Origin of the sequence: Desulfohalobium retbaense DSM 5692, from assembly GCF_000024325.1 — a bacterium.
Taxonomy (GTDB): Bacteria; Desulfobacterota; Desulfovibrionia; order Desulfovibrionales; family Desulfohalobiaceae; genus Desulfohalobium; species Desulfohalobium retbaense.
Genome location: NC_013223.1, coordinates 199572 through 225748, shown reverse-complemented (window position 1 = coordinate 225748; position 26177 = coordinate 199572). Strand labels below are relative to the sequence as shown.

22 protein-coding genes are annotated in these 26177 nt (G+C 59.2%); 14 read left to right on the top strand and 8 right to left on the bottom strand.

Annotation, left to right across the window (positions count from 1 at the left end):
- Positions 1-62 precede the first annotated feature (62 nt).
- Positions 63-320, top strand: a complete 258-nt coding sequence (locus tag DRET_RS00885; protein ID WP_015750638.1) for a hypothetical protein — start codon at positions 63-65, stop codon at positions 318-320.
- Positions 321-380: 60 nt separating this feature from the next.
- Here DRET_RS00885 and DRET_RS00880 read toward each other — a convergent pair whose 3' ends face one another.
- Complete coding sequence (locus tag DRET_RS00880; protein ID WP_015750637.1) at positions 381-2741, bottom strand: GGDEF domain-containing protein; 2361 nt, start codon at positions 2739-2741, stop codon at positions 381-383.
- A gap of 581 nt (positions 2742-3322) precedes the next feature.
- On the opposite strand from DRET_RS00880, the gene DRET_RS00875 reads away from it, so the two are divergent.
- From DRET_RS00875 to DRET_RS00845, 7 genes are all read left to right on the top strand, one after another.
- The gene (locus tag DRET_RS00875) at positions 3323-5059 is read left to right on the top strand and encodes an aldehyde ferredoxin oxidoreductase family protein (RefSeq protein WP_015750636.1); all 1737 of its coding nucleotides are present in this window, start codon (positions 3323-3325) and stop codon (positions 5057-5059) included.
- A gap of 45 nt (positions 5060-5104) precedes the next feature.
- Positions 5105-5725: a hypothetical protein gene (locus DRET_RS12795; RefSeq protein WP_015750635.1), complete on the top strand. Its 621-nt coding sequence runs from the start codon at positions 5105-5107 to the stop codon at positions 5723-5725.
- Between the two features lie 226 nt (positions 5726-5951).
- Complete coding sequence (locus DRET_RS00865; RefSeq protein WP_015750634.1) at positions 5952-6179, top strand: MoaD/ThiS family protein; 228 nt, start codon at positions 5952-5954, stop codon at positions 6177-6179.
- 43 nt (positions 6180-6222) lie between these two features.
- Positions 6223-7620 carry a M23 family metallopeptidase gene (locus tag DRET_RS00860; protein WP_015750633.1) on the top strand — a complete coding sequence of 466 codons (1398 nt, stop codon included), beginning with the start codon at positions 6223-6225 and terminating at the stop codon, positions 7618-7620.
- A gap of 176 nt (positions 7621-7796) precedes the next feature.
- Positions 7797-10742, top strand: a complete 2946-nt coding sequence (locus DRET_RS00855) for an NAD-glutamate dehydrogenase domain-containing protein (RefSeq protein WP_015750632.1) — start codon at positions 7797-7799, stop codon at positions 10740-10742.
- A gap of 101 nt (positions 10743-10843) precedes the next feature.
- A complete protein-coding gene (locus DRET_RS00850) occupies positions 10844-11953 on the top strand; it encodes a VOC family protein (RefSeq protein WP_015750631.1) in 1110 nt (369 codons plus the stop codon).
- A 285-nt stretch (positions 11954-12238) separates the two neighbouring features.
- Positions 12239-12463, top strand: a complete 225-nt coding sequence (locus tag DRET_RS00845; protein ID WP_015750630.1) for a ferredoxin — start codon at positions 12239-12241, stop codon at positions 12461-12463.
- A 194-nt stretch (positions 12464-12657) separates the two neighbouring features.
- Here DRET_RS00845 and DRET_RS00840 read toward each other — a convergent pair whose 3' ends face one another.
- Positions 12658-14046 carry a sigma-54 interaction domain-containing protein gene (locus tag DRET_RS00840; RefSeq protein ID WP_015750629.1) on the bottom strand — a complete coding sequence of 463 codons (1389 nt, stop codon included), beginning with the start codon at positions 14044-14046 and terminating at the stop codon, positions 12658-12660.
- A 357-nt stretch (positions 14047-14403) separates the two neighbouring features.
- Between DRET_RS00840 and DRET_RS00835 the strand changes: the two genes are divergently transcribed.
- Complete coding sequence (locus DRET_RS00835) at positions 14404-16077, top strand: tetrathionate reductase family octaheme c-type cytochrome (protein WP_015750628.1); 1674 nt, start codon at positions 14404-14406, stop codon at positions 16075-16077.
- Entirely contained in the window at positions 16070-16711 is a 642-nt protein-coding gene (locus DRET_RS00830; protein ID WP_015750627.1) for a cytochrome b/b6 domain-containing protein, read from the top strand. The genes DRET_RS00835 and DRET_RS00830 overlap by 8 nt, the downstream gene beginning before the upstream one ends.
- Positions 16712-17106: 395 nt before the next feature.
- Here the strand turns inward: DRET_RS00830 and DRET_RS00825 are convergent, their stop codons facing one another.
- The 3 genes from DRET_RS00825 to DRET_RS00815 form a co-directional block, all read right to left on the bottom strand.
- Positions 17107-17568, bottom strand: coding sequence for a (Fe-S)-binding protein (locus DRET_RS00825; protein ID WP_015750626.1), 462 nt, complete (start codon positions 17566-17568; stop codon positions 17107-17109).
- Positions 17561-18526 carry a 4Fe-4S dicluster domain-containing protein gene (locus DRET_RS00820; RefSeq protein WP_015750625.1) on the bottom strand — a complete coding sequence of 322 codons (966 nt, stop codon included), beginning with the start codon at positions 18524-18526 and terminating at the stop codon, positions 17561-17563. The genes DRET_RS00825 and DRET_RS00820 overlap by 8 nt, the downstream gene beginning before the upstream one ends.
- A gap of 116 nt (positions 18527-18642) precedes the next feature.
- Complete coding sequence (locus DRET_RS00815) at positions 18643-19782, bottom strand: glycoside hydrolase family 3 protein (RefSeq protein WP_015750624.1); 1140 nt, start codon at positions 19780-19782, stop codon at positions 18643-18645.
- A gap of 190 nt (positions 19783-19972) precedes the next feature.
- Here DRET_RS00815 and cbiQ point away from each other — a divergent pair, with 190 nt between their 5' ends.
- The 4 genes from cbiQ (at position 19973) to DRET_RS00795 (ending at position 22945) form a co-directional block, all read left to right on the top strand.
- A complete protein-coding gene (gene cbiQ / locus DRET_RS00810) occupies positions 19973-20731 on the top strand; it encodes a cobalt ECF transporter T component CbiQ (RefSeq protein WP_015750623.1) in 759 nt (252 codons plus the stop codon).
- A 1-nt stretch (position 20732) separates the two neighbouring features.
- A complete protein-coding gene (locus DRET_RS00805) occupies positions 20733-21479 on the top strand; it encodes an energy-coupling factor ABC transporter ATP-binding protein (protein ID WP_041282112.1) in 747 nt (248 codons plus the stop codon).
- Positions 21476-22258: a sirohydrochlorin cobaltochelatase gene (locus DRET_RS00800; protein ID WP_015750621.1), complete on the top strand. Its 783-nt coding sequence runs from the start codon at positions 21476-21478 to the stop codon at positions 22256-22258. The genes DRET_RS00805 and DRET_RS00800 overlap by 4 nt, the downstream gene beginning before the upstream one ends.
- A gap of 177 nt (positions 22259-22435) precedes the next feature.
- Positions 22436-22945 (top strand): GNAT family N-acetyltransferase, encoded by a 510-nt coding sequence (locus tag DRET_RS00795; protein ID WP_015750620.1) that lies wholly within the window; start codon positions 22436-22438, stop codon positions 22943-22945.
- Between the two features lie 542 nt (positions 22946-23487).
- Here DRET_RS00795 and DRET_RS00790 read toward each other — a convergent pair.
- The 3 genes from DRET_RS00790 to DRET_RS00780 form a co-directional block, all read right to left on the bottom strand.
- The gene (locus DRET_RS00790; protein ID WP_015750619.1) at positions 23488-24285 is read right to left on the bottom strand and encodes a sulfite exporter TauE/SafE family protein; all 798 of its coding nucleotides are present in this window, start codon (positions 24283-24285) and stop codon (positions 23488-23490) included.
- Between the two features lie 13 nt (positions 24286-24298).
- Positions 24299-25309, bottom strand: a complete 1011-nt coding sequence (locus DRET_RS00785; RefSeq protein WP_015750618.1) for an alpha-hydroxy-acid oxidizing protein — start codon at positions 25307-25309, stop codon at positions 24299-24301.
- A 122-nt stretch (positions 25310-25431) separates the two neighbouring features.
- The gene (locus tag DRET_RS00780) at positions 25432-26124 is read right to left on the bottom strand and encodes a FadR/GntR family transcriptional regulator (protein ID WP_015750617.1); all 693 of its coding nucleotides are present in this window, start codon (positions 26122-26124) and stop codon (positions 25432-25434) included.
- Positions 26125-26177: the final 53 nt, after the last annotated feature.

Below are 26177 nucleotides of genomic sequence, written 5' to 3'. Positions count from 1 at the left end.
CTTCCCGGGAGCATTGTGAACGGTTCAGACCACCACCCCGCTCAACCGCCAAGGAGCCAGCCATGACCCAGCAAAGGCCACCCCACCCCCCAAACGTCGAAGAGGATTTGACCCTGCGCCAAGAGCGGAGCCAACTCGGGGCCGCTCTTGCTGCTATCGGTGCAGCTTTGGGCCTGACCCTGCGCAGCCTGTGGCGTCTGTCGTGCAAGGCGATTCGGATTTTCTGGGAACGTCGCGGACGGCGATGGAAAGACACAAGCCTGAACTTTGCACGTCAAGCGTGGCAGGCTTTTCTGGAAGACGTCATGCATACCAGATAAAAGAAGGGAGCAGTTCCTCCAGCCCCCAAGGCTTCCTCCCCCCTTTGTTGCGCTTCCTGGTCACCCTTCGCCAAGCACCCCCCGGCGGTCCAGCACATAATTGTTTCCGGAATATGTTTTTGCGTAGTGTTTGATCTCGGCAGCCCGCTCACTGAGAACCTGCATGGGACACGGTCCGTGGCAAAACACCACGCCCAGGGAGACGGCGACCAGGGGAAAGCAGGCGACGCTGCCATCGCGCCCCACCCCGCGGGTACAGCCCTGCGTGCGATCCTGCTGGGTATAATATCCTCGGACTGCGCGCCCGAAACAGCGCACCACGCCGGTACAAATCCGTTCCACCTGATCGGGATGGGCCAGAAGCACAAAATCATCGCCGCCGATATGGCCCACAAAACTTCCTTCTGCCCCGTGACGTTTCCCCGCCCAGACCAAGATCTTGGCCAGGAGCTGAATGACCTCATCGCCCTGCTTGAAGCCATAGGTGTCGTTGTAGACTTTAAAATTGTCCAGATCGGCGTACACGATGGCCGTGGGGTCGTGCCGGGCCATCCGGGTTTCGATTTCCTGCTCCAGAGCCACATTCCCGGGCAGCCCCGTGAGAGGATTGGCGCCTTTGGCCATCTCCACCTGGGCCTGGGCCATAGCATCGATCATCTGCTGCACTGAAACCACCCCAAGAAGACGGCCATGGCGGGTAACAATGATATCGTCATACGCCTTGAACCGTTCCCGTCCCATAGCCAATTGCGCCACCCGCTCCACGGCCTCATTCTCGTCGACAATCAGGGCTTGCCCGTCCATCAAATTCGTGACCGGGCGCTTGGAATACAACGCTACCCCGTAACGCGAGGCCAAATGCCGATCGAGATGGTGGCTCATAATAAGTCCGACCGGGCGCTCCCGGTGCACCACGACCACACTGGCCAACGGCTTCTGTTCTTTCATCAACAGCCGCACGTCCTCGACACTGGCCGATTGATCGACCTGCATCACTGGGTCAACCAGATTGGCCAGGGGGATACGGCAACCGGTGTGCAGCTTCGGCACCGGTGCGGCCAGATTGTCCATAACATTCGCTGGTTCCGGGCGGGGCGCGGCCGGACGGGCAAATAAAAACCCCTGACCGCAATGGACTCCCATGGCCGTCAGTGAGGACAGATCGGTATGGTTTTCGATCCCCTCGGCGATCACCCGGGCTCCGACCTTGTCGGCAAAGGCCACAAAAGTCTCCATAAGGGCCCGCCGCACAGGGTCATGGGCCACCCCCTGAACCAGAGACATGTCGACCTTGATATAGTCCGGCCGCAATTGGGCAATCGACCACAATCCAGCATACCCGGCCCCGGCATCATCCACCGCCACCTTAAAACCTTGGCTGCGATAATGGTCCAACGCCTTGTGAAACAGGCCGAAATCCTTGACTGAATGTCGTTCCGTGATTTCAAAAACCACATCGTCGGGCGCCAAGCCGGTATTCGCCAGCAGCCGCTTGGTCTGGCCGGGCGTAAAATTCGGGTCGAGCATGGTCCGCGGATGGATGTTCAAAAACAATTTCTGTCCCTTTTGCAGAGGGCCGCACTCGGCAATCGCCCTGGCCCGGCAGGCCCGCTCCAGGGCGAACAGGGAATCGCTTTCCTCGGCAAAATCGAACATGAACTGCGGTGAGCGAAACGGAGATCCCTCAGGTCCCCGACTCAAGGCCTCCCAGCCCAAGGTCTGTCCCGTAACCAGGGAAACAATCGGTTGGAAATGGGCCTCCACAGTCCTCCCGGCCACCAGCAATTCAAACTCGCGCATCAGGGACAGGTTCTCCAGGTTGCTGGTCACACTGCACCGGCTTCGAGCTGCATCCAGGGCCTGGTAGAAGGTGCGTTCCCACGTCCGCCCCCGGCCGCAGGTTTCCGAGGCTTGGCCGGAGCGCACATGCGCCTGCTTACCCAGGCTTTGCACAAACAGGTGCTGCAATTCTTTTTGCAGGGCCATGCGCAACACAAACGCGGCATCCTCAATCCAGGACGCCGCCTCCGGTACGTTCCAGACCACAATATACTCGCCGGCCTCGAACCGAATAAGGCCGGCCGGGGGATTCGGGGGCGGAGCAAAGGTATTCGCACTACGACGCAGGACGTGTTCGACCCGTTGCAAGGCCGCTTCCAAAACGTCCTGACCGTATAACGACCCCAGCAAAGAAAGCGCTTTCTCCTGGAGCACGACCAGATGCGCCCCCTTGCTTCCCCGGCAACGGCCCAGGATTGTTCCGAATGGCTCCACGGTTTCCTCCTGTTCACCCGCTCGTGGCTGGGTGGGCGGAAAATCAGAAAGATGCATGAGTTCGAGGGCTTGACGCTGCAAAAAGGACGCTTCATGAGCAGGTATCGCTCCGGGCACACCGCTCTCAGCCCCAGTGAGATGTATCATAAATTCCTCCTACGCGAAGGTCTTGTTCAAGGAGTTGAGACGATACGCCCGCGAGGTGACAATTTCGCTACAATACGCTTTCCGGTTCCATTTCCACCGCTTGAGACGAGTTCGCTGTCCCATGCATGCAAATCTCGCGATTCACATGGCCCAAGCTCGATGGGAGCACTGCCTCTGACCAAATCGGACAGCTACCGCTTTTCAAAAACCACCGCCCCCTTTGCCGACCCGTAAAGAGACCCGCTGGTGCACTCTACCCGTTTTCCGGGGGGCTTGAGCACTTCTCAGCCTTCGGTTCAGCCGCTGGTACTCAGAAAAATGCGCCTTGAGTGCCGCACCCTTCCTGATGATTTTATGTATTTATATGCATAAAAGCCTTACTCTTTCTCAGCTTCTATGCATTTTTTTACAGAAATACATACAAAACAAAACCGCTGCCTGCATTTTATCCGCTGATATTGACAAACTCCCTTGCAAGGAGCACAAAGGAACTGTAGTTTTGAAAAGCGAGAAATGCAGGCAGCAATTTCACACGACCTGTTTTTTCTCAGCAATGCATCACACAGAATGGAGGACGTCCCATGGATAAGATTTTGCGCATCAACCTCGGTGCCGACGGCGGCCCGAAATATACCGAAGAGCCTCTCGGTGACTATGCCGGACTCGGTGGCCGGGCCTTGACCTCGGCCATTGTCCACAATGAAGTCCCGGCTGACTGCCACCCCTTGGGCCAAGAAAACAAATTGGTCATGTCCCCGGGACTGCTCAGCGGCACCGCGGCCTCGACCTCCGGTCGGCTTTCCGTTGGCTGCAAAAGCCCTTTGACCGGCGGCATCAAGGAATCTAATGCCGGCGGGCAAGCCGCTCAGGTCATGGCCAAACTCGGCTATGCCGCCATTGTCCTGGAAGGATCCCAACCGAAGGATCTGTACAAGATGACCATCAGCCAGGACGGCGTGAAGATCGAGACAGCCAACGACCTGAAAATGCACACCAACTATCAGTTGATGAACAAATTCAAGGACGATTACATCAAAAGCGGGACCATGATCTCCATCGGCACCGCCGGTGAAATGCGCATGGCCAACTCAACCATCGCGGTCACTGACCCTGAAGGTCGCCCCTCACGCCATGCCGGACGCGGTGGCGTCGGCGCGGTCATGGGCAGCAAGGGGCTGAAAATGCTTCTGCTGGACGGCACAGGGGCCAAAATGCGCAAGCCCCAGGACCAGGAGGCGTTCAAGCAGGCCAACAAGACCTTCGTCGAAGGGCTGAAGGGCCACGCCGTCACCGGCCAGGGACTGCCCGCCTACGGCACGAACATCCTGACCAATATCATCAATGAGGCCGGCGGCTACCCCACGTATAATTTCAAGGAAGGGCAGTACAAAGGTGCTGCCAATCTCAGCGGGGAACTTCAGGCGGAGATCGAACAAAAGCGCGGCGGCAACCCGACCCATGGCTGCCATCGCGGGTGCGGCATCCAATGCTCCGGTGTCTTTGTTGACAAAGACGGCAACTACGTTACCAAACAGCCGGAATATGAAACCGTGTGGTCGCATGGCGGCAACTGCGGCATCGACGACCTGGACACCATTGCCCGCCTCGATTTCATGGACGATGACTACGGCCTGGACACCATCGAAATGGGCGCCACCATCGGTGTGGCCATGGAAGCTGGTTTGATCGAATTCGGCGATGCCGAAGGGGCAATCAACCTGGTCCATGAAGTCGGCAAAGGGACCCACCTTGGACGTTTGCTCGGAGCCGGCACAGCGGCCACGGCCAAGGCGCTGGGCATTGAACGGGCCCCGGTTGTCAAGAACCAGGCCATGCCTGCCTACGACCCGCGGGCGGTCAAAGGTGTCGGCGTCACCTACGCCACCAGTCCCATGGGCGCTGACCACACCGCCGGGTATGCGGTGGCCACGAACATCCTCAAGGTCGGTCCCGGCCAGCAGGATCCCCTGGCGTCCGGCGGACAGGCCGAACTTTCCCGCGACCTCCAGGTCGCCACAGCCGCGCTGGACTCCACAGGCATGTGCGTTTTCACTGCCTTTGCCATCCTGGATCAGCCAGAGACCTTCCAGGCGCTGATCGACATGCTCAACGCCTTCTACGGCCTTTCTTTGACGGCCGACGATGTCGTTGCTCTGGGCAAAAACGTACTGACCCAGGAACGCGCCTTCAACACCAACGCCGGTTTCACCAAGGTCCACGACCGCTTGCCCTATTACTTCAAGCGGGAAAAGCTCTCCCCCCATGATGTGACATTTGACATCTCCGATGAAGAGTTGGACTCGGTTTTCAACTGGTAGAAAAATTGAGGGCCCCGGTCTTCCGGGGCCCTTTTACCAAAGCGTATGCACAATCTTCCTGAATGCCACATCCGGGTTGACTATCTCGACCCTACAGTGATCATGCCCCTGTACCATCGCGGCGTTTTCCTGGCTCCGCAATGTGGCACCACTGTTCAAGATTTTCTGGAACACACCTGCCACCTCCAGCCCGACTATATTCGTTCCCGGATCCAGACCATCTTCCTCGACGGGCACCCCGTGGACGACACGGCGCACACCACACTGGATCAAGACGCTACATTGGCACTCTCAGCTGCCATGCCGGGTCTCGTTGGCGCGACCATGCGGAGCGGTGGACAGTTTGCCGCCTTGCGCGAAGGAATCTCCTACACCTGTTCGCCCTCGGCGGCACCAGGGTCCGAAGCCCCGGTCCTCGTCCGCCTCAAACTGTTCAACTTTCTGGCCAAAGAAGTCGGCCCGGACCTGTTGCAAAACGGGGTCATCCTCCCTAGGGCGGACTGGGTCCAATGGCTGTCCTCAGCTGACGCCTTATGGCCCCATTGTTTGCGCATGACGTACGACGGCCAGGACCTCGACTGCTCGCCGCAAACCGCCACCAATTCCGTTTGGCCGGAACATATTCAATTCCGGCTCTCGACCCCGTCTCCCACCAGCCCCTCTTGATCCCGGCACTGGAGAACCCGGCTGGGTTGATCCTCAAAACCCGCCCATACGGTCTCCAAGCACAGCACGCCTTGCGTTTTGCGCCCAGACCCAGTATTTGACACCAAAAGTACTCCATGCCAACGCTCAACCGGGATCAGGCTTGGCCCAACTCCCCAAAAACGCTCGCAGGGGACCAACGCCCCAATATCCGTTGTCGCGTAGCCGGTAGTATCGGAGAAAAGCCATGAGCATCACTGTGAAATGTTACGCCACCCTCTCTGCCTATCAGCCTGAAAATCCAGAAAGCTTCCCCCTGACCGCGGGAGAAACCGTGGCCAGCCTGATAGATCGGCTTGGAATAGACCCAGACGAAGTCAAAATAACCTTTGTCAACAGCCGAAGCGTCGCTGTTGAGACTCCGTTGCACGACGGTGACCGGGTTGGGATTTTTCCCGCCGTTGGCGGGGGATGATTCCTGCCCCGAACGCTCTCCACGGAGAAAGAGACCGCATCCTATGCGCATTGCCCCGCATTCACGACACAAGCTCCATTTTCAGCGTCCCCGGAAGACCTCTCCGCGGCGGGTCGGCATTGTCGCTGTCCTCGGTCTGATTTTGTTTGCCGCCAGCCTTATTTCCCTGCCTGAAGACGAACCGCCCAAGCCGAACTTCCAGGACACATCCTCGCCGGTACAGGCGGGTCAGCCCCAGCAGACATCCAAGGCACAGCAGACTGCCAGCAAACCAGTTGCCAAAGAACCCTCCCTGGGCAGCCAAATGGCCGCTCCCCGGGCCGAAGCGGCCTTGCCGCCGTTGGAAACGACCAAGGGGACCATCCAGCCCGGCCAGACCGCGACACAATTGCTGGCAAACTATTTCGAAGCACCCACGATTTACGCCTTGAGCCGCCAATGCGAGGAGGTCTATCCCCTGACCCGCCTCAAAGCCGGACAACCTTACACTATCGCCTCGCGCAACGGCGAATTCAAACAGCTCAGTTATGAGATAAACGAAACGGCGAAGCTGCTGATCGAAAAGCAGGACGGCGAATTTTGCGTTGCCAAACAACCGATCGCCTACGAAACCAGGAAAACCTTGGTCAGTGGAACTATACACTCCAGCCTGTACACGGCAGTCTCTGAAGCCGGAGAAGAGCCGGAATTCGCGTTGTTGCTTGCAGAAATCTTTGCCTGGGATGTCGATTTCGTCCGGGATCTGCGCCAGGGAGACCATTTCACCGCCCTTGTGGAAAAACGGTACCGCAAAGGAAAGCACAGCGGATACGGCCGGATTCTGGCCGCCAGTTTCACCAATAAAGGCAAAACGTTTCAGGCCTTCTGGTACGAGGATACCCAGGGAGAAGGCTCCTATTTCGATGCCCGCGGACAATCGGTACGCAAAGCCTTTTTGAAGGCACCGCTTTCCTTCACCCGCATCTCCTCAGGGTATTCCAACAACCGCTTGCACCCCGTGCTCAAAATCCGCCGCCCCCACCACGGCATCGATTACGCGGCCCGAACTGGCACCCCTATCAAAACCGTAGGTGACGGTGTTATCATGACTCGCTCCTACGCCAAAGGCGCGGGCCGGTACGTCAAGGTCCGCCATCCCAACGGCTATGTCACGGTCTATAACCATATGAGTCGCTTTGCCAGCAATCTGCGGACCGGCCAAAAAGTCCGGCAGGGGGAGGTCATCGGTTATGTAGGCAGCACCGGACTCTCCACCGGCCCCCATCTCGATTTTCGCATGAAAAAACACGGGACGTATGTCAATCCGCTCAAGGTGGAGTCTCCCCCGTGCGAACCGGTTCCCAGCGAAGAGAAAGAACGATTCCAGGCCCACATCCAACCGTTGCTCGCCCAACTTCAGCAGGCGGAACAGCAATACCTGGCCACGGCCGAGACCCCGTAACTGACTGGAGTCAAGACCGCTTCTCGCAGCCTGTTCACCCCTCTCAAGTGCGGCGGCAAAAAGGTCCCTGACCCCGTAAATTCCTTGCGAACCCGATTCCGGGAGTGTGCTCCGGCCAGGGTTCCCCTTTCCGGCCCCCCAAGCCGGCTACCCCCTCAGTCCGCAGGAGCCCGCCGATGTCTGGCGCCGAACAACCGGAACAGGAAGCCACCCTCCAGCAGGTCAAGGACAGCCTGGCCTCCTTGGCCGATCACGTCGTGCCCTGGTTTTACCAGAACATGCACGAATACTATTTCAAGACCCACTCCCCAGCCGAACAACTCCGGCATCTTCAAGCCATCATCACCGGGCAGGTCACCACCGACAATCAAAGCGTCCAGCTCAAAAGCCCCTGCGGCACGCGAATCACCTATATCTCGCCGGGAGCGGACCTCGACAACCTCATCCACGCCCTGGAACAACTCAAAGAGTACAAGATCCAGACCGCGCGCATCTACCCCAGCTTTGACGGATCGCTCCGACTCGATACGTTCCATCTCGCCTCGGCGCAGCCCACCTCAACGCAGAACCACGATTTTACCCCGCTGGCTGTCGAACTCGAACACAACCGTCTCATCTCCAGTCAGGAGAAAAAGCCCTTTCTCCAATTCCTGGATTGCGCTTCGAGCGACTATGTCGAAAAATTCGAACCCGGTCGTGCGGCCCGCCATTTCAAGCTGATCCAGGACATCGCCGGAACCGAGCGGGTCATGGTCCAATTGGAAACCGAGGTCTATCCTGGCGAGGATCGCATTACCTTGGCCATGAACAATCCGCCGCGATGCGGGCTGCTCTTGGAGATCATGAAAACATTGCAGCGCATGGGTGTGAACACCCGCCGCGCCTATGCCGATCTCTTCGCCCCCCAGGACCGCGACAGCGCCGCGATCATCAGTCTCTATCTCCAATGCGAAGCCCAAAACGGACTCAGCTGTTCCTGGGACCGGTTGCTCCAGGAATTACGGATGGTCAAATGGTACGCCCCTGACGCCCTGGAGTGGTTCGCCGCCCAACGGCAGTGGCCGCTGGCCGACGTCGCCTTGCTCCAAGCGGCCTGCGACTTCGTCCACCATGTCCTGGTCAAACGGGATGTCTACGCCTATACCCTGGAACGGATCCACAAGGTCGTCCAAGACAATTTCGACCTCACTGAAGACCTCCTGCGGTACTTCCAGGCCCGATTCGATCCAGCAGAAAATGAACGAGAGGACCTTCTCTCCCTTCGCGAGGGCAACGTCCGTCAAGGCCTGCACGACATTTTCGACGAAACCACCCGAACCATTTTCAAGACGCTCTTCACCTTCTTCAAAAGCACACTGCGCACGAATGCTTTTGTCCCCCGACGCCTCGGACTGGCCTTCCGCCTCGATCCTCGTGAACTCGGGGCCCTGTACCCAGACAAGGAAACGCCTTTCGGTGTTTATTATTTTCATGGACCGCGCTTTTCCGGTTTTCATGTCCGCTACCGGGATATCGCCCGCGGCGGTGTCCGCCTGGTGCCGACCAACACCCAGGAACAATACAAACTCGAAAGCAACCGGCTTCTGGACGAAGTCACCGGCCTGGCCTGGGCCCAGCAATACAAAAACAAGGATATACCTGAGGGAGGATCCAAGGCGGTCTTGCTGCTGAAACCAGGTGGCGAGATCAATCTTACATGGCGGGCCATGATCGATGCCCTTTTGGACCTCATCGTCTGCACCGAGCAGGAACTCGTGCTGCCCGATGTGATCGACTACCTCAAGCGACGGGAAATCATCTATCTCGGTCCCGACGAGCACATCACCCCCGAGCATATCACCTGGGCCGTGAACCGGGCCAAGCACCGGGGCTACCGCTACCCTGCGGCCTTCATGAGTTCCAAACCCGAGGCCGGCATCAACCACAAGGCTTACGGAGTCACCAGCCTCGGCGTAGTCGTCTTTGTGGAAGAGGTCCTCAAGTCGCTCGGACTGGACCCGGCACACACCGATTTTACGCTCAAAATGACCGGCGGACCGGCCGGAGATGTGGCCTCAAACGCCATGCGCTTCCTGATTGCTGGCTACCAGGAACACGCCCGCATCCTCTCCATCTCCGATGGCCACGGAGCGGCCTATGATCCCGCAGGGCTGGACCACACCGAACTGCTGCGTCTGATCGAGGCCGGGGAACGGGCGCACCAATTCAACCCGGAGCGCCTTTCCGACTCCCAGGCCTTTGTCATAGAGGCCGACACCCCGGAAAATATCCGCATCCGGGACGAACTGCACAACACGGTCCAAGCCGATGTCTTTCTGCCTTGCGGGGGACGGCCGGAAACCATCAACGAACAAAACTGGCACCGGTTTCTGGACAGCCGGAAACGTCCCTCAGCCAAGGCCATTGTCGAGGGGGCGAATATTTTCCTCTCCCCCGTGGCCCGCGACCATCTCCAGGCCGCCGGTGTTCTGATCGTTCACGGCTCTTCAGCCAATAAAACCGGGGTCATCGCCTCTTCGTATGAGATTCTCGCCGGCTTGCTCCTGGACGACGCAGCGTTTATGGAGATCAAGACACCTTATATCGAAGAGGTTTTGGAGATCCTGAAACAGCGGGCCCGCGACGAGGCGCGGTTGCTGCTCAAGGAATACACATGGCGCGGCGGGACCCAGCCCTTGACCGACCTGACTGTGCGCTTGTCCGAAGAAATCAATCAGCTCGGGGACACCATCGCCCACAGCCTGGTCTCCAGGGGGGGCGACCTGAACAAGGCCCCTCTTCTCCGCCAATGCCTCTTCGACTATTGTCCCCCTGTCCTGGTGGAAAAACACGGCGCGCGCCTTGTCCGCGAGCTGCCAGAGCGTCATTGCTGGGCCCTGCTTGGCGCGGCGCTCGCCTCGCGCATCGTGTACCGGGAAGGATTGGGCTGGCTCCGCGAACTGAGCAGCGTGCGCGACATCTTTGACGTCGCCACAGCCTATTTGGAACAAGAAGCCCGACTCACCGATTACTTAGGCCAACTCAAGGATTCCGGTGCGGCCAATGCAACAGACATGACCGCCATCTTGCAGAACATGGGACGGAAATACCTGACCGCGCGGCACCTCGGCCTCGACGAATGAATCACGACCTGTCGCGGCCCTACCGGAACCCGGCCCGACAGATATGCGTCAAGAGAGCACAGCGGTCCCGCCGGGCTACCGCACAAGGAGCACGACACATCATGCAGCATCCATCCAGTGAAGAGATCCAGGACCAATTTTCCCAAAACGATGTCCGGTTGGCCGAAGACGCCGAGGCCATCCGCGAAATGCGGCAACAAAAAGGCCTGGAAGGCCTGGTCGGCGGTTTGGAAGGGGTCATCATCAACACCGAACCGCAGATGCACGAACGGGCGGTGGCTGAACTGTTGCGCACCACCGGCATGCAGGCCGGGGAATGCTTTGCTGAGGCCACTCGGCGGATCAGCCGTCTGCAGGCGGCAAACTCCCCTGATCTGATCCTGCAGACCAGACTCCAGGGGGACAATCCGTTTTGGGACCTGAACATGAACCCCAAATCCCGGTTTTTGCCCAATACCAGGCTGGAAACGTTTGTCTTTCGCACCGAAGACCTTGCCGAATATGTCCGGTTGCAGCGCGACCGGGGCGTCGCCTTCATGACCGAAGAGATCCAGCAATACCCGGATTACGACTTTATCCAGACCAGGCCCTCGCGGTTCACGAACAACTCCTTGGGTTTTATCCAATGGAAAAACCCGGGTGGCAGCCTGGCTGCAGCACAGGCCGAGCCAGCCGCAGCACTTCCGGAGAAACCGGCCTTGGCCCATTTGGACAATATCGGGCGACTGGACCACTGCGCCACCCGAGTCACGGCGGCAGAACGGGACCAGGCCATTCTGGAATTCATGGAGTTGACCAACTACAATTTCGACTTCGCCATCTACGTCGATTCCTTGAACTCCATCACCAATGTGGCCCGCTTGTCGGATACCGACTTCGCCATGGTCTTCACTTCGGGCATTGCCGCTGCCACCGGACCGGAAACAGCCGGCCCGACGGAGCAGTTCATCGTCAACTACGGGCGCCGGGTGCACCACATGGCCTTTGCCACTGACAATATCGACGCCACGTATGACGCCCTGGAGCGCGACGGCATGCGCTTCCTGGTCGAACTGGTCGGCTCCGAGGAGGAAGGCCTGCAGCAAACATTCACCATGCCGTCGAAATACACCCTGCTGGTCAACGAATACATCCATCGCTACGGGGACTTTGACGGCTTTTTCACTAAATCGAACGTGACCACGCTCACCGAAGCCACCGGCCGGCAATAGCAAAACCGATTGCTTGGTCTGAAACAAGGGGCTTTCCCCCACAAACGGCAACGAGGCCCGCTCCAGGTGTGAGCACCTGGAGCGGGCCTCGAAATTCCATAAAAAACACCTGTATCTGTGACACTCACTTGCACACACCGCTTCCGGGATGGAACCTGCGGCCTGGCGAAACGCCTGCCCCAAGCCTGCGGCAACGCTCGTCTTCCCGGGCTCCAGGCACCATCAGCTCAAGCGACTCACAGATCCAGGGAAAACCCTCACATGGAGAGTAGACCGAGACGCTTTATGAGCACATCGACTCCTGAAATCACCATAGACCCCATCGGCTGCACCGGTTGCGAGAGCTGCGCCGAGGTCTGTCCGGAATGTTTTGCCATGCAGGACGGAACCGGCCTCGCTGTGGTGCGTGAGCCTTTGCCCGATCCGATTCCGGACTGCCTGAACGAAGCCATCATCTGCTGTCCGACCCAGTGCATCCACGTCGAATATCCTCCCGAATCGACTTCCTGAACCAGGCCTGGAAGACGTCCGCCCGGCGCCTCTGAAGCAAACAGCGACCCAGCGGCCCTTCGGGGCCCGTGCCGGGTGACCGCAAACAGAAAACGCTCAAGAATCGCAACGAACTGGTCCCGGGCCGGGATGCCGCATGGCGACCCCGGCCCGGGACCAGGCTTTTTGGCCACAGGGCATCTTGCCTCGCTGGTTCAGTGCCGGCTTTCGACCACTGTCTGCACCGTGAGACCGTATTTGCGCATCCGGTTATAAACGGTCACCCGGGAGACCCCCAACAATTGCGCAGCCCGGCTCTGGTTGCCACCGCTTTGCCGCAAGGCCTCTATCAACGCCTGGCGCTGCGCATCAGCCGTTTCTTCCCCGGAATGGCTTGCAGCCGGCTGTGCTGATGGGTTTGCTGCCGTAATATGAGGCGGGAGGTGTTCCGTCTTTAAACGGCCAGTTTCGGCCAGAACACTGGCGTACTCCAGAGCGCTTTTGAGCTCTCGGACATTGCCCGGCCAAGGGTAAGCGACCACAGAGCGCAGAGCCTCCGGGGTCAGTCCGGTAAGCGCCTTGCCGCTATTTTGCCGGACCAGACCAAGGAAATGGCTAGCCAGCCAGGGGATATCCTCTGGACGCTCCCGCAAGGCTGGCATGGCCACCGGCAGGGCGTTGATCCGGTAATACAGATCCTCCCTGAACTCGCCCTCAGCAACAAGACGGTCCAGATCACGGTTTGTGGCCGAAACGATCCGCACATCCACTTCAATGGGCCGGTGGTCACCGACCCGTTCAATCTGCTTGGTCTCCAGCACCCGGAGCAGCTTGGCCTGGACCGAGAGCGGAATATCCCCCACTTCATCCAGAAAAAGCGTCCCGCCCGTCGCCACTTCAAACCGACCCGGCCGAGCCCTATAGGCCCCGGTAAAGGCGCCCTTGACGTGTCCGAAAAGCTCGCTTTCCAAAAGAGCTTCATTGAGAGCGGCGCAATTGAGTTGGATGAACGGTCCCTCGCGCCGCGGACTGCACTCGTGCACGGCCCGGGCCGCCAGTTCCTTGCCGGTTCCGGATTCGCCGCGCACCATCACCGGCGCTTCGCTTTGGGCCACTTTTTCCAGCAAGGAAAACAGGTGACGCATGGCCGGAGCCGTGCCGACCATACCGCAAAATTCCCGGTCCAAGGCCCGCTCAAGGTCTTTGATGGCCGTCTCGTGGCGGTCGAGAAGGGAAATATCGGTCACGGTCTCCACCGCCCCAACAACCTCCTGGTTGTGCCTGAGCAACGAAGCACTCTTCAGAACCGGTACCAGGTGGCCGTCCTTCCGGCGGACCGTACACCTCCGTTTGCGCTCCAGACCCTGGGCAAACAGACGGCACCAGTGCGCGCCCCCCTGGCCGCGGGCCGCCTGGCATTGATCGCACTGCAAGACCGCACAGGAACGACCGAGCAATTCTTCGCGTTCATAGCCAAGGATATGCGTTAAAGCCTCGTTGACCATCTGGATGGTTCCGTCCGGGGCCACGATCAACAATCCTTCCTGCATGGTGTTCACCACATCCTCGAAAAACGGATGTGACTGGGGCAACGGCAATGTCATGGGCTCCTCCTGTACACAATGTTTAAACATGTGTTTAAACACCCTGTAAAGCCCCCTCCAGCCAACCAGTATCCCCTCTCCTCTCTCTCCCGCGACCGCACGGCGGTCGAGACTCGCCAACCGACAATTTCAGGCATATAAATTGCTTATCCTTATACAACCGGCTGGGAGTAACGGCGCTGTGGCACCTTTCGAGGCATCCCCCGACAAAGCGGAGCAGCTGATTTTTTTGTGATTTCCCGGCCAAAGGGGTTCCATTTTTCCTGGGGATATGCTTTGTAAAAAATAGAAGATTCTCTCACCAAAGGAGAGGGGCATTTGATGCGGTAGCATCACAATCACAAACTGGAGGGAACCATGCACTTCAACCGACCAGCACCACTGCGCGTGGCGTGGCTTGGCCTGGCAGTCCTGCTCCTCTGGAGCACCACGGGGCTGGCCGCTGTGGAGGACCAGCAGCAAAGCGTGGACAAAGACTACGGCGCGGCCGAAGCCCGCAAAGTCGTCGAAGCGCCCAAGCGATGGATCACCGCTGACCACTCAAAGCACAAAATCCTGCAAAAAGATTTCGAATCAGGCCCCGAAGTCACAGAGGCGTGTCTGACCTGTCACAACGAGGCCGCTCTCCAGTTCCACGAAACCATCCACTGGACCTGGATTTGCCCGGCCGATCCCAATAAGGAGATGGGCAAGAACGGCGTCAGTATGAACAACTTCTGAATGTCCATCAAAAGCAACGAGGCTCGTTGCACATCCTGTCACGCCGGGTACGGCTGGGAAGACAAGAATTTTGATTTCACCTCGGAAAAAAATGTCGACTGTCTCGTCTGCCACGAACAGACCGGGACCTATAAAAAATTCCCCACCGGGGCTGGCCATCCAGTCTCGGAGCCCAAAAAGTTCGGGGGCAAAATGTTCTATCCGCCGAACTGGAACAAGGTCGCCCAGAGCGTGGGGCGGCCGGACCGTAAAAACTGCGGCACCTGCCACTTCTACGGCGGGGGCGGCGACGGCGTGAAGCATGGCGACCTGGACAGTTCCCTGTACAATCCCTCCCAGCAACTCGACGTCCACATGAGCGAAGAGGGCGGGGATTTTACTTGTGTTCGTTGCCACACCACGGAAGCCCACTCCATTGCCGGCCGGTGCTATAAAAAGCCCGCCTACGAAGAACGCAAAAGCCTTATCGATGACGACCAGATCAAACGCATCTCCTGCGTCTCCTGCCACACGACCACGCCCCACAAGCCGGGGCACAAGGCCAACGACCACACGGACATGGTTGCCTGCCAATCTTGCCATATCCCGGAATTTGCCCGGGTCAACCCGACCAAGATGTGGTGGGACTGGTCCAAGGCCGGTCGCCTCAACGAAAAAGGCAAACCGATCCTCACCGAGGGCAAATACGGCAAGCACTCCTACCACGGCAAGAAAGGGGAGTTTCGCTGGGAAAAGAATGTGGTTCCGGAATACGACTGGTTCAACGGCTCCCTGGAATACCAGTTGTTCACCGAAAAATTCGATCCGGCCAATGCGCCCATTGAATTGAACAAAGTCCAGGGATCTCGTGAAGATCCCAGGGCTCTGATCTACCCCTTCAAGATCCACCGCGCTAAACAGCCCTATGACACCAAACTGAACAAGTTCGTCAATGTCCACCTTTTCGGCAAAGACAAAAACGCCTACTGGAAATCCTATGATTGGCAGCGGGCCATTACGGCGGGCATGGACTACATGGGATTGCCCTACAGCGGGGAATTCGATTTCATTGAAACCGAATACCACTTCCCCATCACCCACATGGTCGCCCCTAAGGAAGACTCCTTGGCTTGCAACCAATGCCACGCGGACAACGCTCGCTTGGCCCAGCTGACCGGCTTCTACATGCCCGGACGCGATAAAAATGTCCTCGTTGACACCATCGGCTGGTTAGCCGTGATCGGCTCGCTGGGCGGGGTTGGCATCCATGCGGCGTTGCGGCGCAGATTCGCCAAGAAACGCCAAACCAACGGAGGAGCCGGGCATGAATAACGAGAGACCGCAAAAGATGTACCTCTACGCTCGATTCGAGCGGTTCTGGCATTGGGCGCAGGCGCTGTTGATCCTGATCCTGCTGGTCACCGGCTTTGAAATCCACGGGACGTACACCCTGCTCGGATTCGAACGCGCTTTCACCGTGCACAACTTTTGTGCCTGGACCTGGCTTGTCCTGTACGCCTTCATCGTCTTCTGGATGATCACGACTGGTGAATGGCGTCAGTATACGCCAACCTACAAAAAGGTGTTGGAAGTGGCCTGGTACTATGCCTTCGGCATTTTTCAAGGCAAACCACACCCTGTGCCCAAGACCAAACGGACCAAACACAACCCTCTGCAGCGGCTGACCTATCTGGGGATCGTCTCCGTGCTGGTCCCCTTCCAACTCATAACCGGCTACCTCTACTATTTCTACAATAGTTGGGACCAGCTCGGGCTTGATTGGGGCCTGTCCGGGGTAGCCATTTTGCACACTATCGGTGGTTTCGCCATGCTCGTCTTCGTCATCACCCATATCTATATGACGACCACGGGCCACACGGTGCTAGCCCACACCAAGGCCATGATCACCGGATGGGAAGAAGTCCATGACCCGGCCAGCGTCGGGGAATGGGAATACAAAAAATAACCCCTCTCCACCCCTCCAACCGCCCCCGTCGCCTCCTTGGCGGCGGGGGCTGGTTCCTGCCCCTTGCCCCTACGCGCAATACCCAGCCCCGAAATGTCCATGGACTGGACTGGGACGTTCTCCTTCCCTCGACAGCGCCGAAATTTTCACGACTTTAAAGGATCTGCTCCGAAAGTTTTGCCCGGACCAGAGAGCGGATGACGAAACGATTTTCACGGGCCCAGGCTGGAATCGTGGACCCTCTCGGGCCGTAGCCACGCTATACCTTCTCAAAACGAACGCCCCGGATTGCGCTGGGGCAAACCGGGGCGTTTATATATTTTCCGCAAGCCCTGAGACTGCCCCCACGCCAAACGCGTCGCACGGGCATAAATCCAGGACATGGAAAAAGGGGTCTATCGCGGCTGAAGGTATCCGCTACGCCTGACGATCCAGATGGGCAGAGCCACCAGGCCCAGAATGATGACCGCAAAAAGGTGCACCCAATCCAGGAGCATCGTCGTGGTCGGATCAAAATGGACATCGGGCAGATTTTTGGCCACACGCAATGCCCCGGTCCCGATAATCACAGCGAAGAGAAAAATCCGCGGCCAGGCACTGGAGCGAAGCCTGAAATCCCGCTTCCATTGCAGGAAATAGCGAGCGAGCACATACCCCACCAGCGCCAGAAAGATGGCAGCTGCCACATAATGAACGATATGCGTGGTATAGAATTGGGCCAGCCAGCCCAGGCCCGGGATGTCAGCAATATAATACCGCTTGAATATCGGCATCTGCGCGAAGCCCGATACGGCAAGCACCGCCACGAGCAGCTTCACCCCCAGCCGATACCAGAAGGAGACGCGGGGATCAGTCATCGGTGTCCTCCTTGGTCTCGTTTTGGACCAAGCGTACGGCGTGCAGGGCCCCTGCGGCAAGACCGGCCACCGGGGCGATGAGCATCGCCTTGGCCAGATTGGTTTCCGAAGAAAGCATATCGGGGTGTGGCTCGAGATCGGGCTGACCGGCCCCCTGTTGCACAGCTGCGTTCAGTCGATCGAAGGGCACGGGGGAGACATAGAGCGTATTCGTGCCCCCGTTTTCATGCTCGCCGTAGATAAAGCCCGGCATCTTTTCAGCCAGGCGATGGGCCTCGGCCACGATCTCACTGCGCGGTCCAATGGTCTGGACATCAAAGGGGCAGGCTTCGATACAGGCGGGGACTTTCCCCTCGGCGATGCGGTCGAAACACCGGTCGCACTTGTACATCACCCCGTTGCCGGCGAGGCTGGGCAAGAGATCCAGATACAGCCCCACCCCGGTCTGGCGCTGCGGGATGTGCCAGGGGCAGACCTTGTTGCATTTGGATCCGCCGAGACAAATGGCCTCGTCAATCCGCACGATCCCGTTGTCCTGTTTGCGGGCGGCCCCCCAGGGGCAGAGATTGGCGCAGGGCGGATTCTGGCAGTGCAGACACCGACGGGGGACATGGATCTCCCAGGACTGGCCGCCGTAATCGACATACGCGGTCTGGATATACAACCAATTGTAGGGAGTCAGCCGGTCTTTGACCTCGCGCTTGTCCGACCAGTCCTGGACCGGAACCCGGCTGGGATACATTGTGGGAAACGGTTTTTCCGGCTCAGGAAACTTGTCCTGATTGACCTCCTTGCAGGCGTAGACACAGTTTTCGCAGCCGACGCATTTGGAAAGATCCAGCAGGGTCGCCAGTTCTTCGCCCCGGGCTGCTGCGGCAAAGGTCGACGGCATTACCGCCGCCGTAGCTCCCAATCCAAGGGATTTTAAAAAATTCCGTCGCGAGAGCTTTGTTGGCATGACTCGCTTCTCCTTGATCCGTTCACGAATGGTTTGGCAACAATCTACCACACTCGCAATACGAAGCAATATCCGTTCCGATCAGAACAACGGACCATTCTGTCCACCGAGCCGATTCACGATCTCCCTTGAAACAGGTCCATCCGCTCTTTAAGCCTTTGGATTCGTTCGTAGGAGCGCTCGATGCGGGAGCGAGAGACAATGTTCTGATCGACAAGGTCCCGCACGATCCGCTGGACACGGCGCCAGACAAACGGCTCATACTCCAGGTTATTGCCGAACAGGAAAATATCCACATCCGCTTCCAGACACCGGCGCACCGTCTGCCGCAGCGAAAATGACTGGCGAATAGCCCCCATCTGCAGATCGTCGCTGATCACCACCCCCTCATACCCGATCTCCCGGCGCAGAATATCGGGAATGATCTCGGCCGACAACGTCGCCGGCACCTTCGGATCCAATCCGGCATGAAAGACATGGGCGGTCATCACAGCGTCTGCCAGTCCCCGGTCGACGAGCCGTTTATAGGGTTCCAATTCCTTGGGCGACCAGGTCGTGCTGATATCGGTCAACCCCAGATGGGAATCGTTATACGCGCTGCCGTGACCTGGAAAATGCTTGATGCAGGCCAGAATGCCGGCGTCGTGCAGCCCGTGGATAAACGCAGCCGCCTGGCGCGTGACGGTGTCCGGATTGGCCCCGAAACTCCGTTCCAGCTTGCCGATAGCCGGATTGTCGGGGTTCGTGTTCAGATCAACCACCGGCGCGAGATTTATGGTGCACCCAAGGTTCCGGAGCCGCTGCCCGATAGCCCTGGCCCCGCGCCTGGTCCAGGCTGGATCGTTGCGTCGGCCCCACGTCGCCGCCGTGACAGTCTCGGGAAAGCCAAACCGAGGGGCGAGGCGGCTGACCTGACCGCCCTCCTCATCAACGGCAATGAAAAGCGGAATCCGGGCGTGGTCCTGAAGGTCAGCGGTCAACGCCTGCAGTTGGGCGGCGGAGCGGATATTGCGCATCGGTTTGTTCAGGGCCACATCTCGGCCATAAAGGACCACACCGCCCAGATTGCCCTCTGTAATCGCCTCGCCGAGGGGACTTTTGGCCTCAAAAGTCGTGCCTCGAAAGCCGATCATGAGCATTTGGCCGACCATAGCCTCTAGGCTGGGTGACGCAGCCGCAGAGGCCGTCACCGTCGCCATCAGCAACCCAACCACCATACCGAGCAACCCGACCTTCCGGGCAAACCTCTTTCCCATCCCAACCTCGCTTTTTCCTTTGTACCGCCGTCGCAGCGGATTTCCTGCTGGAATTCAATCCACAGGACCTCATTGTCCAAACCGTTTCCCCGTGTTTCCTACGCCAAAACAGTTCCTCTTCGGACACCGAGCCTGTGGGTTCCTGGCGCCCGCCGTAGACAAATTGGCCTAAAAAACCTATCGTTTCTGCGTGCTTCAGGAAACATTACACCACGGCCATTCCTTTTTCCACCGCCGCGACCCTCGGGCCAAAATCCTTTCCGCGGCGGCTGTAGCCTGGGCTATTGCCCTGTGCCAATCCTTTCCGCCACTGATCCTGGCCACCGGCGGTGCCGCGACAGCCCTGTTCGCCGCCCAACTTCCCTGGCGCGACCTCGCGAAACGCTTCGCCGCCGTGAACCTTTTCCTCCTCTTTCTCTGGATGGTCCTGCCGTGGACCTATGGCCAAGAGCACATATGGGCTCCGCACACCTGGCAACTCAGCAGCGACGGGCTGCTTCTGTGCTTGGCCATCACCCTCAAGGCCAATGCCATTACCGGATTTCTCGTGGTTTTGCTGGCCACATCCAGCATACCTGAAATCGGCCGCGGCTTGCACCAATTGCGCCTTCCGGATAAACTCGTTTTTCTGTTGCTGTTCACCTATCGCTACATCCATGTCATCGCCGAAGAATGGCAGCGCCTTTTTCGCGCTGCCCAACTCCGCGGTTTTTCCCCGGGGACCAACCGCCGCACCTACACAACACTCGGTCACATGCTCTCCCAAGTCTTCGTCCGCAGTTTCGACCGCTCCCAACGGATTTACCAGGCCATGCTTCTGCGCGGCTTCACCGGCCGGTTCCATCCATTGACCGCCTCCCTGATGCGGCCTGCGGATTGGATCTTGGCTCTTTCCTGCATCGCCCTCGCCGGAGGCCTTGTGGGCTGGGAGGTCTTGCTGCGTGGCTGATATGAGTGCGCCTTCCCCACTGGTTCGACTGCAGGACATCCGTTTCGGGTTCCCCGGGCATACGACTCCGCTGTTCAATGATCTGGAATTCTCTCTCCCGGCGCAGGAGCGCATCGGCCTCATCGGCCCCAACGGCTCCGGGAAAACCACCTTGCTCCGGGTGATCATGGGGCTGCTGGCGCCGCAGCACGGGAACGTGTTTTTTTCCGGGAGCCCGATCCACACCCGCGAGGACTGGCGGACGTTGCGCCAGCATATCGGTTTTGTCTTCCAGGACAGCGACGACCAGCTCTTTTGCCCCACCGTGCTGGAAGACGTGGCCTTCGGCCCCCGCAACCTCGGCCTGTCCCGGGAACACGCCCGGACAAGAGCCCTGGAAACCCTGGCCGACCTCGAACTCACCGCTTTGGCCGAGGCCATGACCCACACGCTTTCGGGGGGGCAAAAAAAACTCGTCGCCTTGGCAACGGTTTTGGCCATGCGCCCGCAGGCTCTTTTGCTTGACGAGCCGACCAATGACCTGGACCACGACGCCCGGAACAGGCTGATCGATATTCTTGAACGGTTGGACACAGCTCTGCTTATCGTTTCTCACGATTGGGACTTTTTGGACCAGACCACCTCACGGCTGTGCGAATTGCACGCCGGGCAACTAGAATGCAACGGCAATGTCACCCTGCACAGCCATGTCCACGCCCATGTCCGCGGCGGTGTGCCGCACAAACACGGAGACTCGAGCCCCTCATGACCGCTTCGATCGCCATTGTCTGCACCACCTTCGGCACTGCCAGCCAACGGGGCTTGGAAACCCTGCGGACCTATCAGGAGGCGGTGCAGGACCGTTTTCCCCAGGCTGATATCCACTGGGCGTTTCTCTCCAAACGCATGCGTTCCCTGCGCAGAAACGCGGGCGGCTCGGTGGACAGTCTCCCCGCCGTACTCACCAGGTTGAGCCAGGAAGCCACGACACGCATCATTGTCCACCCCTTACAGGTCATCCCGGGCAAAGAGTACGGAACGATCCGGCAAACCGTCAGGGCCTTGGCCCATCTGCCGGAGAAACCGGACTGCCACGTCACAGCACCGCTGTTGTGGGAACCTGCCTCCGTCGCACGCCTGGGAGAAGCGCTCCTCGCTGAAGACGGAGCGCCGGGACTGGAAAACCAGCTCGTCTATATGGCCCACGGCTCGCCCGAACCAGGACACGCCCTGTATGTAGCCCTGGCCCACTGGCTCGCCTGGCGTCAGCCGCGGATCCTGCTCGGGAGCATGGAGTATTGGCCGACACTCGACGACCTGCTCCAACGCCTGGACCCCGGCACGCCCCAATTACGACTCATCCCCCTGCTGACCTTGATCGGCACCCACGCCCAACGTGACTTGGCCGGGGAGGAACCGACCTCATGGCGGTCACGGTTGACGGCGGCCGGATTCGCTCCCCAAGCTGAGCTCAGAGGACTTCTGGAAAAACCAGCCGTGACCCGGCTGTGGCTGGAGCGGTTGGCAGAAGTCGTTACGAACGGGTAAGAACGGCAGCCAAGAGGCTCTCCGGCGCCGGTATGGCCAATACAGAGAGCCACATGGCCTTGCCTGGACGCTGGGCCCGCCCCAACGCCGCCCAGATACTTTTCCCAGGCTGAGGGCACAATTCCGGCTTTAGTTCACGGCTCCAGATTCCCCTCTTTCATCGCAAGGAGTTCCTCTATGCCCCACATCCATTGCGTTCAGAGCGCTGCCGACATCGCCCGGGTAGCAGCCTTGGCGCACGAAATCTGGCATGAGCACTACACACCGATCATCGGCCCCGCTCAGGTCGAGTACATGGTTCCCAAATTTCAGAGTCGCGAAGCCATTGCCGCTCAGATCGACACCGGGGCCCGCTACGATCTGGTCTATGAAAAAGGCCAAGCTGTCGGCTATATCGGCGTCGTGCCAGACACCGCCGCGGGAGAACTCTTTCTGAGCAAGATCTATATCCGGCGCGACCGGCGCGGCTGCGGATTAGGCCGCTTCGCCCTGGACCATGTGGAATCGGTCTGCCGTGAGCTCGGCACGCCATACATCTGGCTCACGGTGAACAAGAATAATCACGCCTCCATCAGGGCCTACGAAAAAATGGGGTTTTCCCACCGCCGGGAAATCTGCCAGGACATTGGCCACGGCTTTGTCATGGACGACTACCTCCTGGACAAGACGCTCCCGTCAGCCCCATAGAATTCCTCTCCCACGGCCAATTTCGCGGCAGGCAGGAATCCTGAACCGCCTTCGAACAGACTTTTTCCAGGCCAGGGGCAAAATTCCGGACCCGGCCCAGGAAAAGAGGCACCACACCGGGTCCGGGGGTTTGCACACGGCCTGGAAATCTCCTGCGCCCAGGAATACACGCGGACGGCACAACGACGCAGACCGCTTGGCCTAGCTACGCCCCCAAACCACACCACGCGCCTTTTTCCAGGCCGGGGGCAAAATTCCGGACCCGGCCCAGGAAAAGAAGCACCACACCGGGTCCGGGGGTTTTGCACACGGCCTGGAAATCTCCTGCGCCCGGGAATACACGCGCACGGAACAACGACGCAGACCGCTTGGCCTGGCTACGCCCCCTAACCACACCACGCGCCTTTTTCCAGGCCAGGGGCAAAATTCCGGACCCGGCCCGAGAACAATTTTCACCCCATCCAACACAAAACGCCCCCTCCCACCAAAAAGCACAGGTGAGAGGGGGCGGTGTCAAACGCGCCGCAACATGCCTGACACAATCAGAACAGGGTCCAGAGCATGCGCAATCCGACAAAGAGCAGCAGCACAGCAAAGATCTTTTTCAGCCGCGCCACCGGCAGTTTATGCGCCAACCGCGCCCCCACCGGCGCGGTCAAAACGCTGGCCAGAATAATGCCCAAAAGGGCTGGGATATGGATAAACCCCAGACAATACCAGGGCAGAACCTCTGTGCCGAGGCCGTTGACCAGGTATCCCAGACTGCCGGCCACGGCAATAGGAAAACCGATGGCGGCCGCAGTCCCGATAGCCTTATGCATGGTCACGTTGCACCAGACAAGAAAAGGCACCGAGAGCGTCCCGCCGCCGATGCCGACTAAGCTGGAAAAAACCCCGATCCCGCTACCGGCCCCGAAGATCCCGAGCGTTCCGGGCAATTGCCGGGACGGCTTGGGTTTGCTGCCGCGCAGCATGCGAATGCCGACATAAAACAGAAAGCAGGCGAAAAATCCTTTGAGAAAGTCCGTGGACAATTGCGCGGCGATCCAGGACCCCAGAAAGGTGCCAAAGATGATCCCCGGCGCGATGCGCCAGAAGACTGGCCACTTCACCGCTCCATGCTGGTTGTGGGCCCGCAGACTGGAGATGGAGGTGAACAGGATGGTCGCCAGCGACGTCCCCAGGGCCAAGTGCAGGATATAGGCATCGGGCAATCCCTGCGCCGTGAACATGAACGTCAGCATGGGCACAATGACGAGCCCGCCGCCGATCCCCAGGAGACCGGCCAGCACCCCGGCAAAGGCACCCAGAGCAATATACATCACAAAAGCAGTTATCATTGGAGTCCTCCGCTCAGCTGTGCAGGATCTGCGGCTGCACGGCTGAAGCGCGCGCGGTCCCGGTCAGGACCATAGCCTGTTTGAGTTCGGTGCGCATTTGCTGCAACGCGGCGCGCACCCCGTCTTCCAGCCCCCCCACAGCGGCAATGGAGATGGGACGGCCAACCATGACCGCCTCAGCACCCAGGGCGAGCATCTTCAGGACGTCCCCCCCGGTGCGGACGCCGCCGTCAGCCAGAATCGCGGTCTGCCCTTGCACAGCATCGGCGACCCCGGCCAAGATCTCCGCAACGCCCGGTGTATGGTCCAGTACGCGGCCGCCGTGGTTGGAGACCACGATACCGTCAGCGCCAGCCTCTACAGCGAGCTTGGCTTCGTCCGGTGTCATGACCCCCTTGATGATGAACCGCATGGAAGTCGTTTCCCGAATTTTGCGCAGTTCATGGGCCGGTTTGGGGGACACCGGGCGGCCCATCTTCCGCAGCGTGATCAGTCCTGCGGCATCGACATCCATGCCGACGATGGACGCTCCGGCGTCAGCGGCCTTGCGCATTTTTTCGTACAATTCCTCGTCTTCCCAGGGCTTGATAAAGGGGATCCCAGCGCCGCCTGCTTCCGCTATAGCCGCATACCCTTCTTCGTGGATAAAGGGGGGCACGCCGTCGCCAACGCATCCCAGAGTGCCTTCGGCCTTGCACCCGTTGACGACGGCACGGATATACTCCCCTTCACTGACGCCGCCGCCCATATTAAAGGACACGCCGCCGATGGGCGCAGCCAGCACGGGAATATCCAGGGTCTGGCCCAACATCTCCACGCTCGTATCCGGTTCGGTGACCTCGTGGAGCAGCCGCATATTGAACTGCTTCTCGGCCAATGCCGTAACATTGGATTGGAAGGCACTCCCGGTTCCCAATCCTCCCATGCCAGGCACCTCACCGGCACACGCCTTCCCGTCACAAACACGGCAGACGCGGCAGTACCCTTTCATCAACTCTCTGGCCGTATCCTTGATCTCTTTCATACCAGATCCTCCATTCCAACGGACCGACATCTCAGCCGGTCCTGTTTTGAACATGACACATATAGGCTCCGACATCCCCCTGGCTTCAAAACCCAGGGCAAGGCCATTGAACCGCCTCGTGGTTACGACCGGTCCTTGGCCTCCTCGACCCCGATGAGGTGGTCCTCCATTTCCCGTGAGGCGGCCTCGGGGTCACCACGGCGCAACGCTTCCACGATGCGCTGGTGGGTCGCCAGGGATTCCCGGGCTCGACTTGCCGTCTGGAGCGTTTCGTCGCGGACCTCGTCCAGAATAGCATCCAATTGCTGGAAGACCTTGCAAAGGACCTGATTGCCCGAGGCCTGCACGATCAGGCGGTGGAAACGGCTGTCCAGATCCCCCCAGGGCAGGCCTTCGGCAATCCGTGCCTCCTGGGCCGCTACAAGGGCCTCTAATTCCTGGAGTTGTTCCCCGGAAACATGCAAGGCCGCCAAGCCGATAATCTGCGGCTCCAAAAGCAGCCGGAACTCAAAGATCTCGTGCAGCCGTTGCCGCTGCTGCTCAATGGCCCGGGCCAAAGGATCGATCAAGTCCTGTTCCGCGCCGCGGACAAAGGTTCCGGCCCCGACCTTGCTGACCACCAAACCGCGGTTTTCCAGGGCAAAAACCGCTTCGCGCACGGAATTCCGCGAGACCTTGAACAGCTGAGCCAGTTCCCGTTCCGGTGGCAAACGGTCACCATCGCGCAGGGCACCACTGGCAATCAACTCCTCGATCTGGCGCACCACTTCTTCATACACTTTGGGCTTGCGCGCCGGCGTTACCGTGAAATCCATCCCGTTCCCTCTCTCCTGAATTGGTCCTACCAATGGACCAATTCACACCCCCT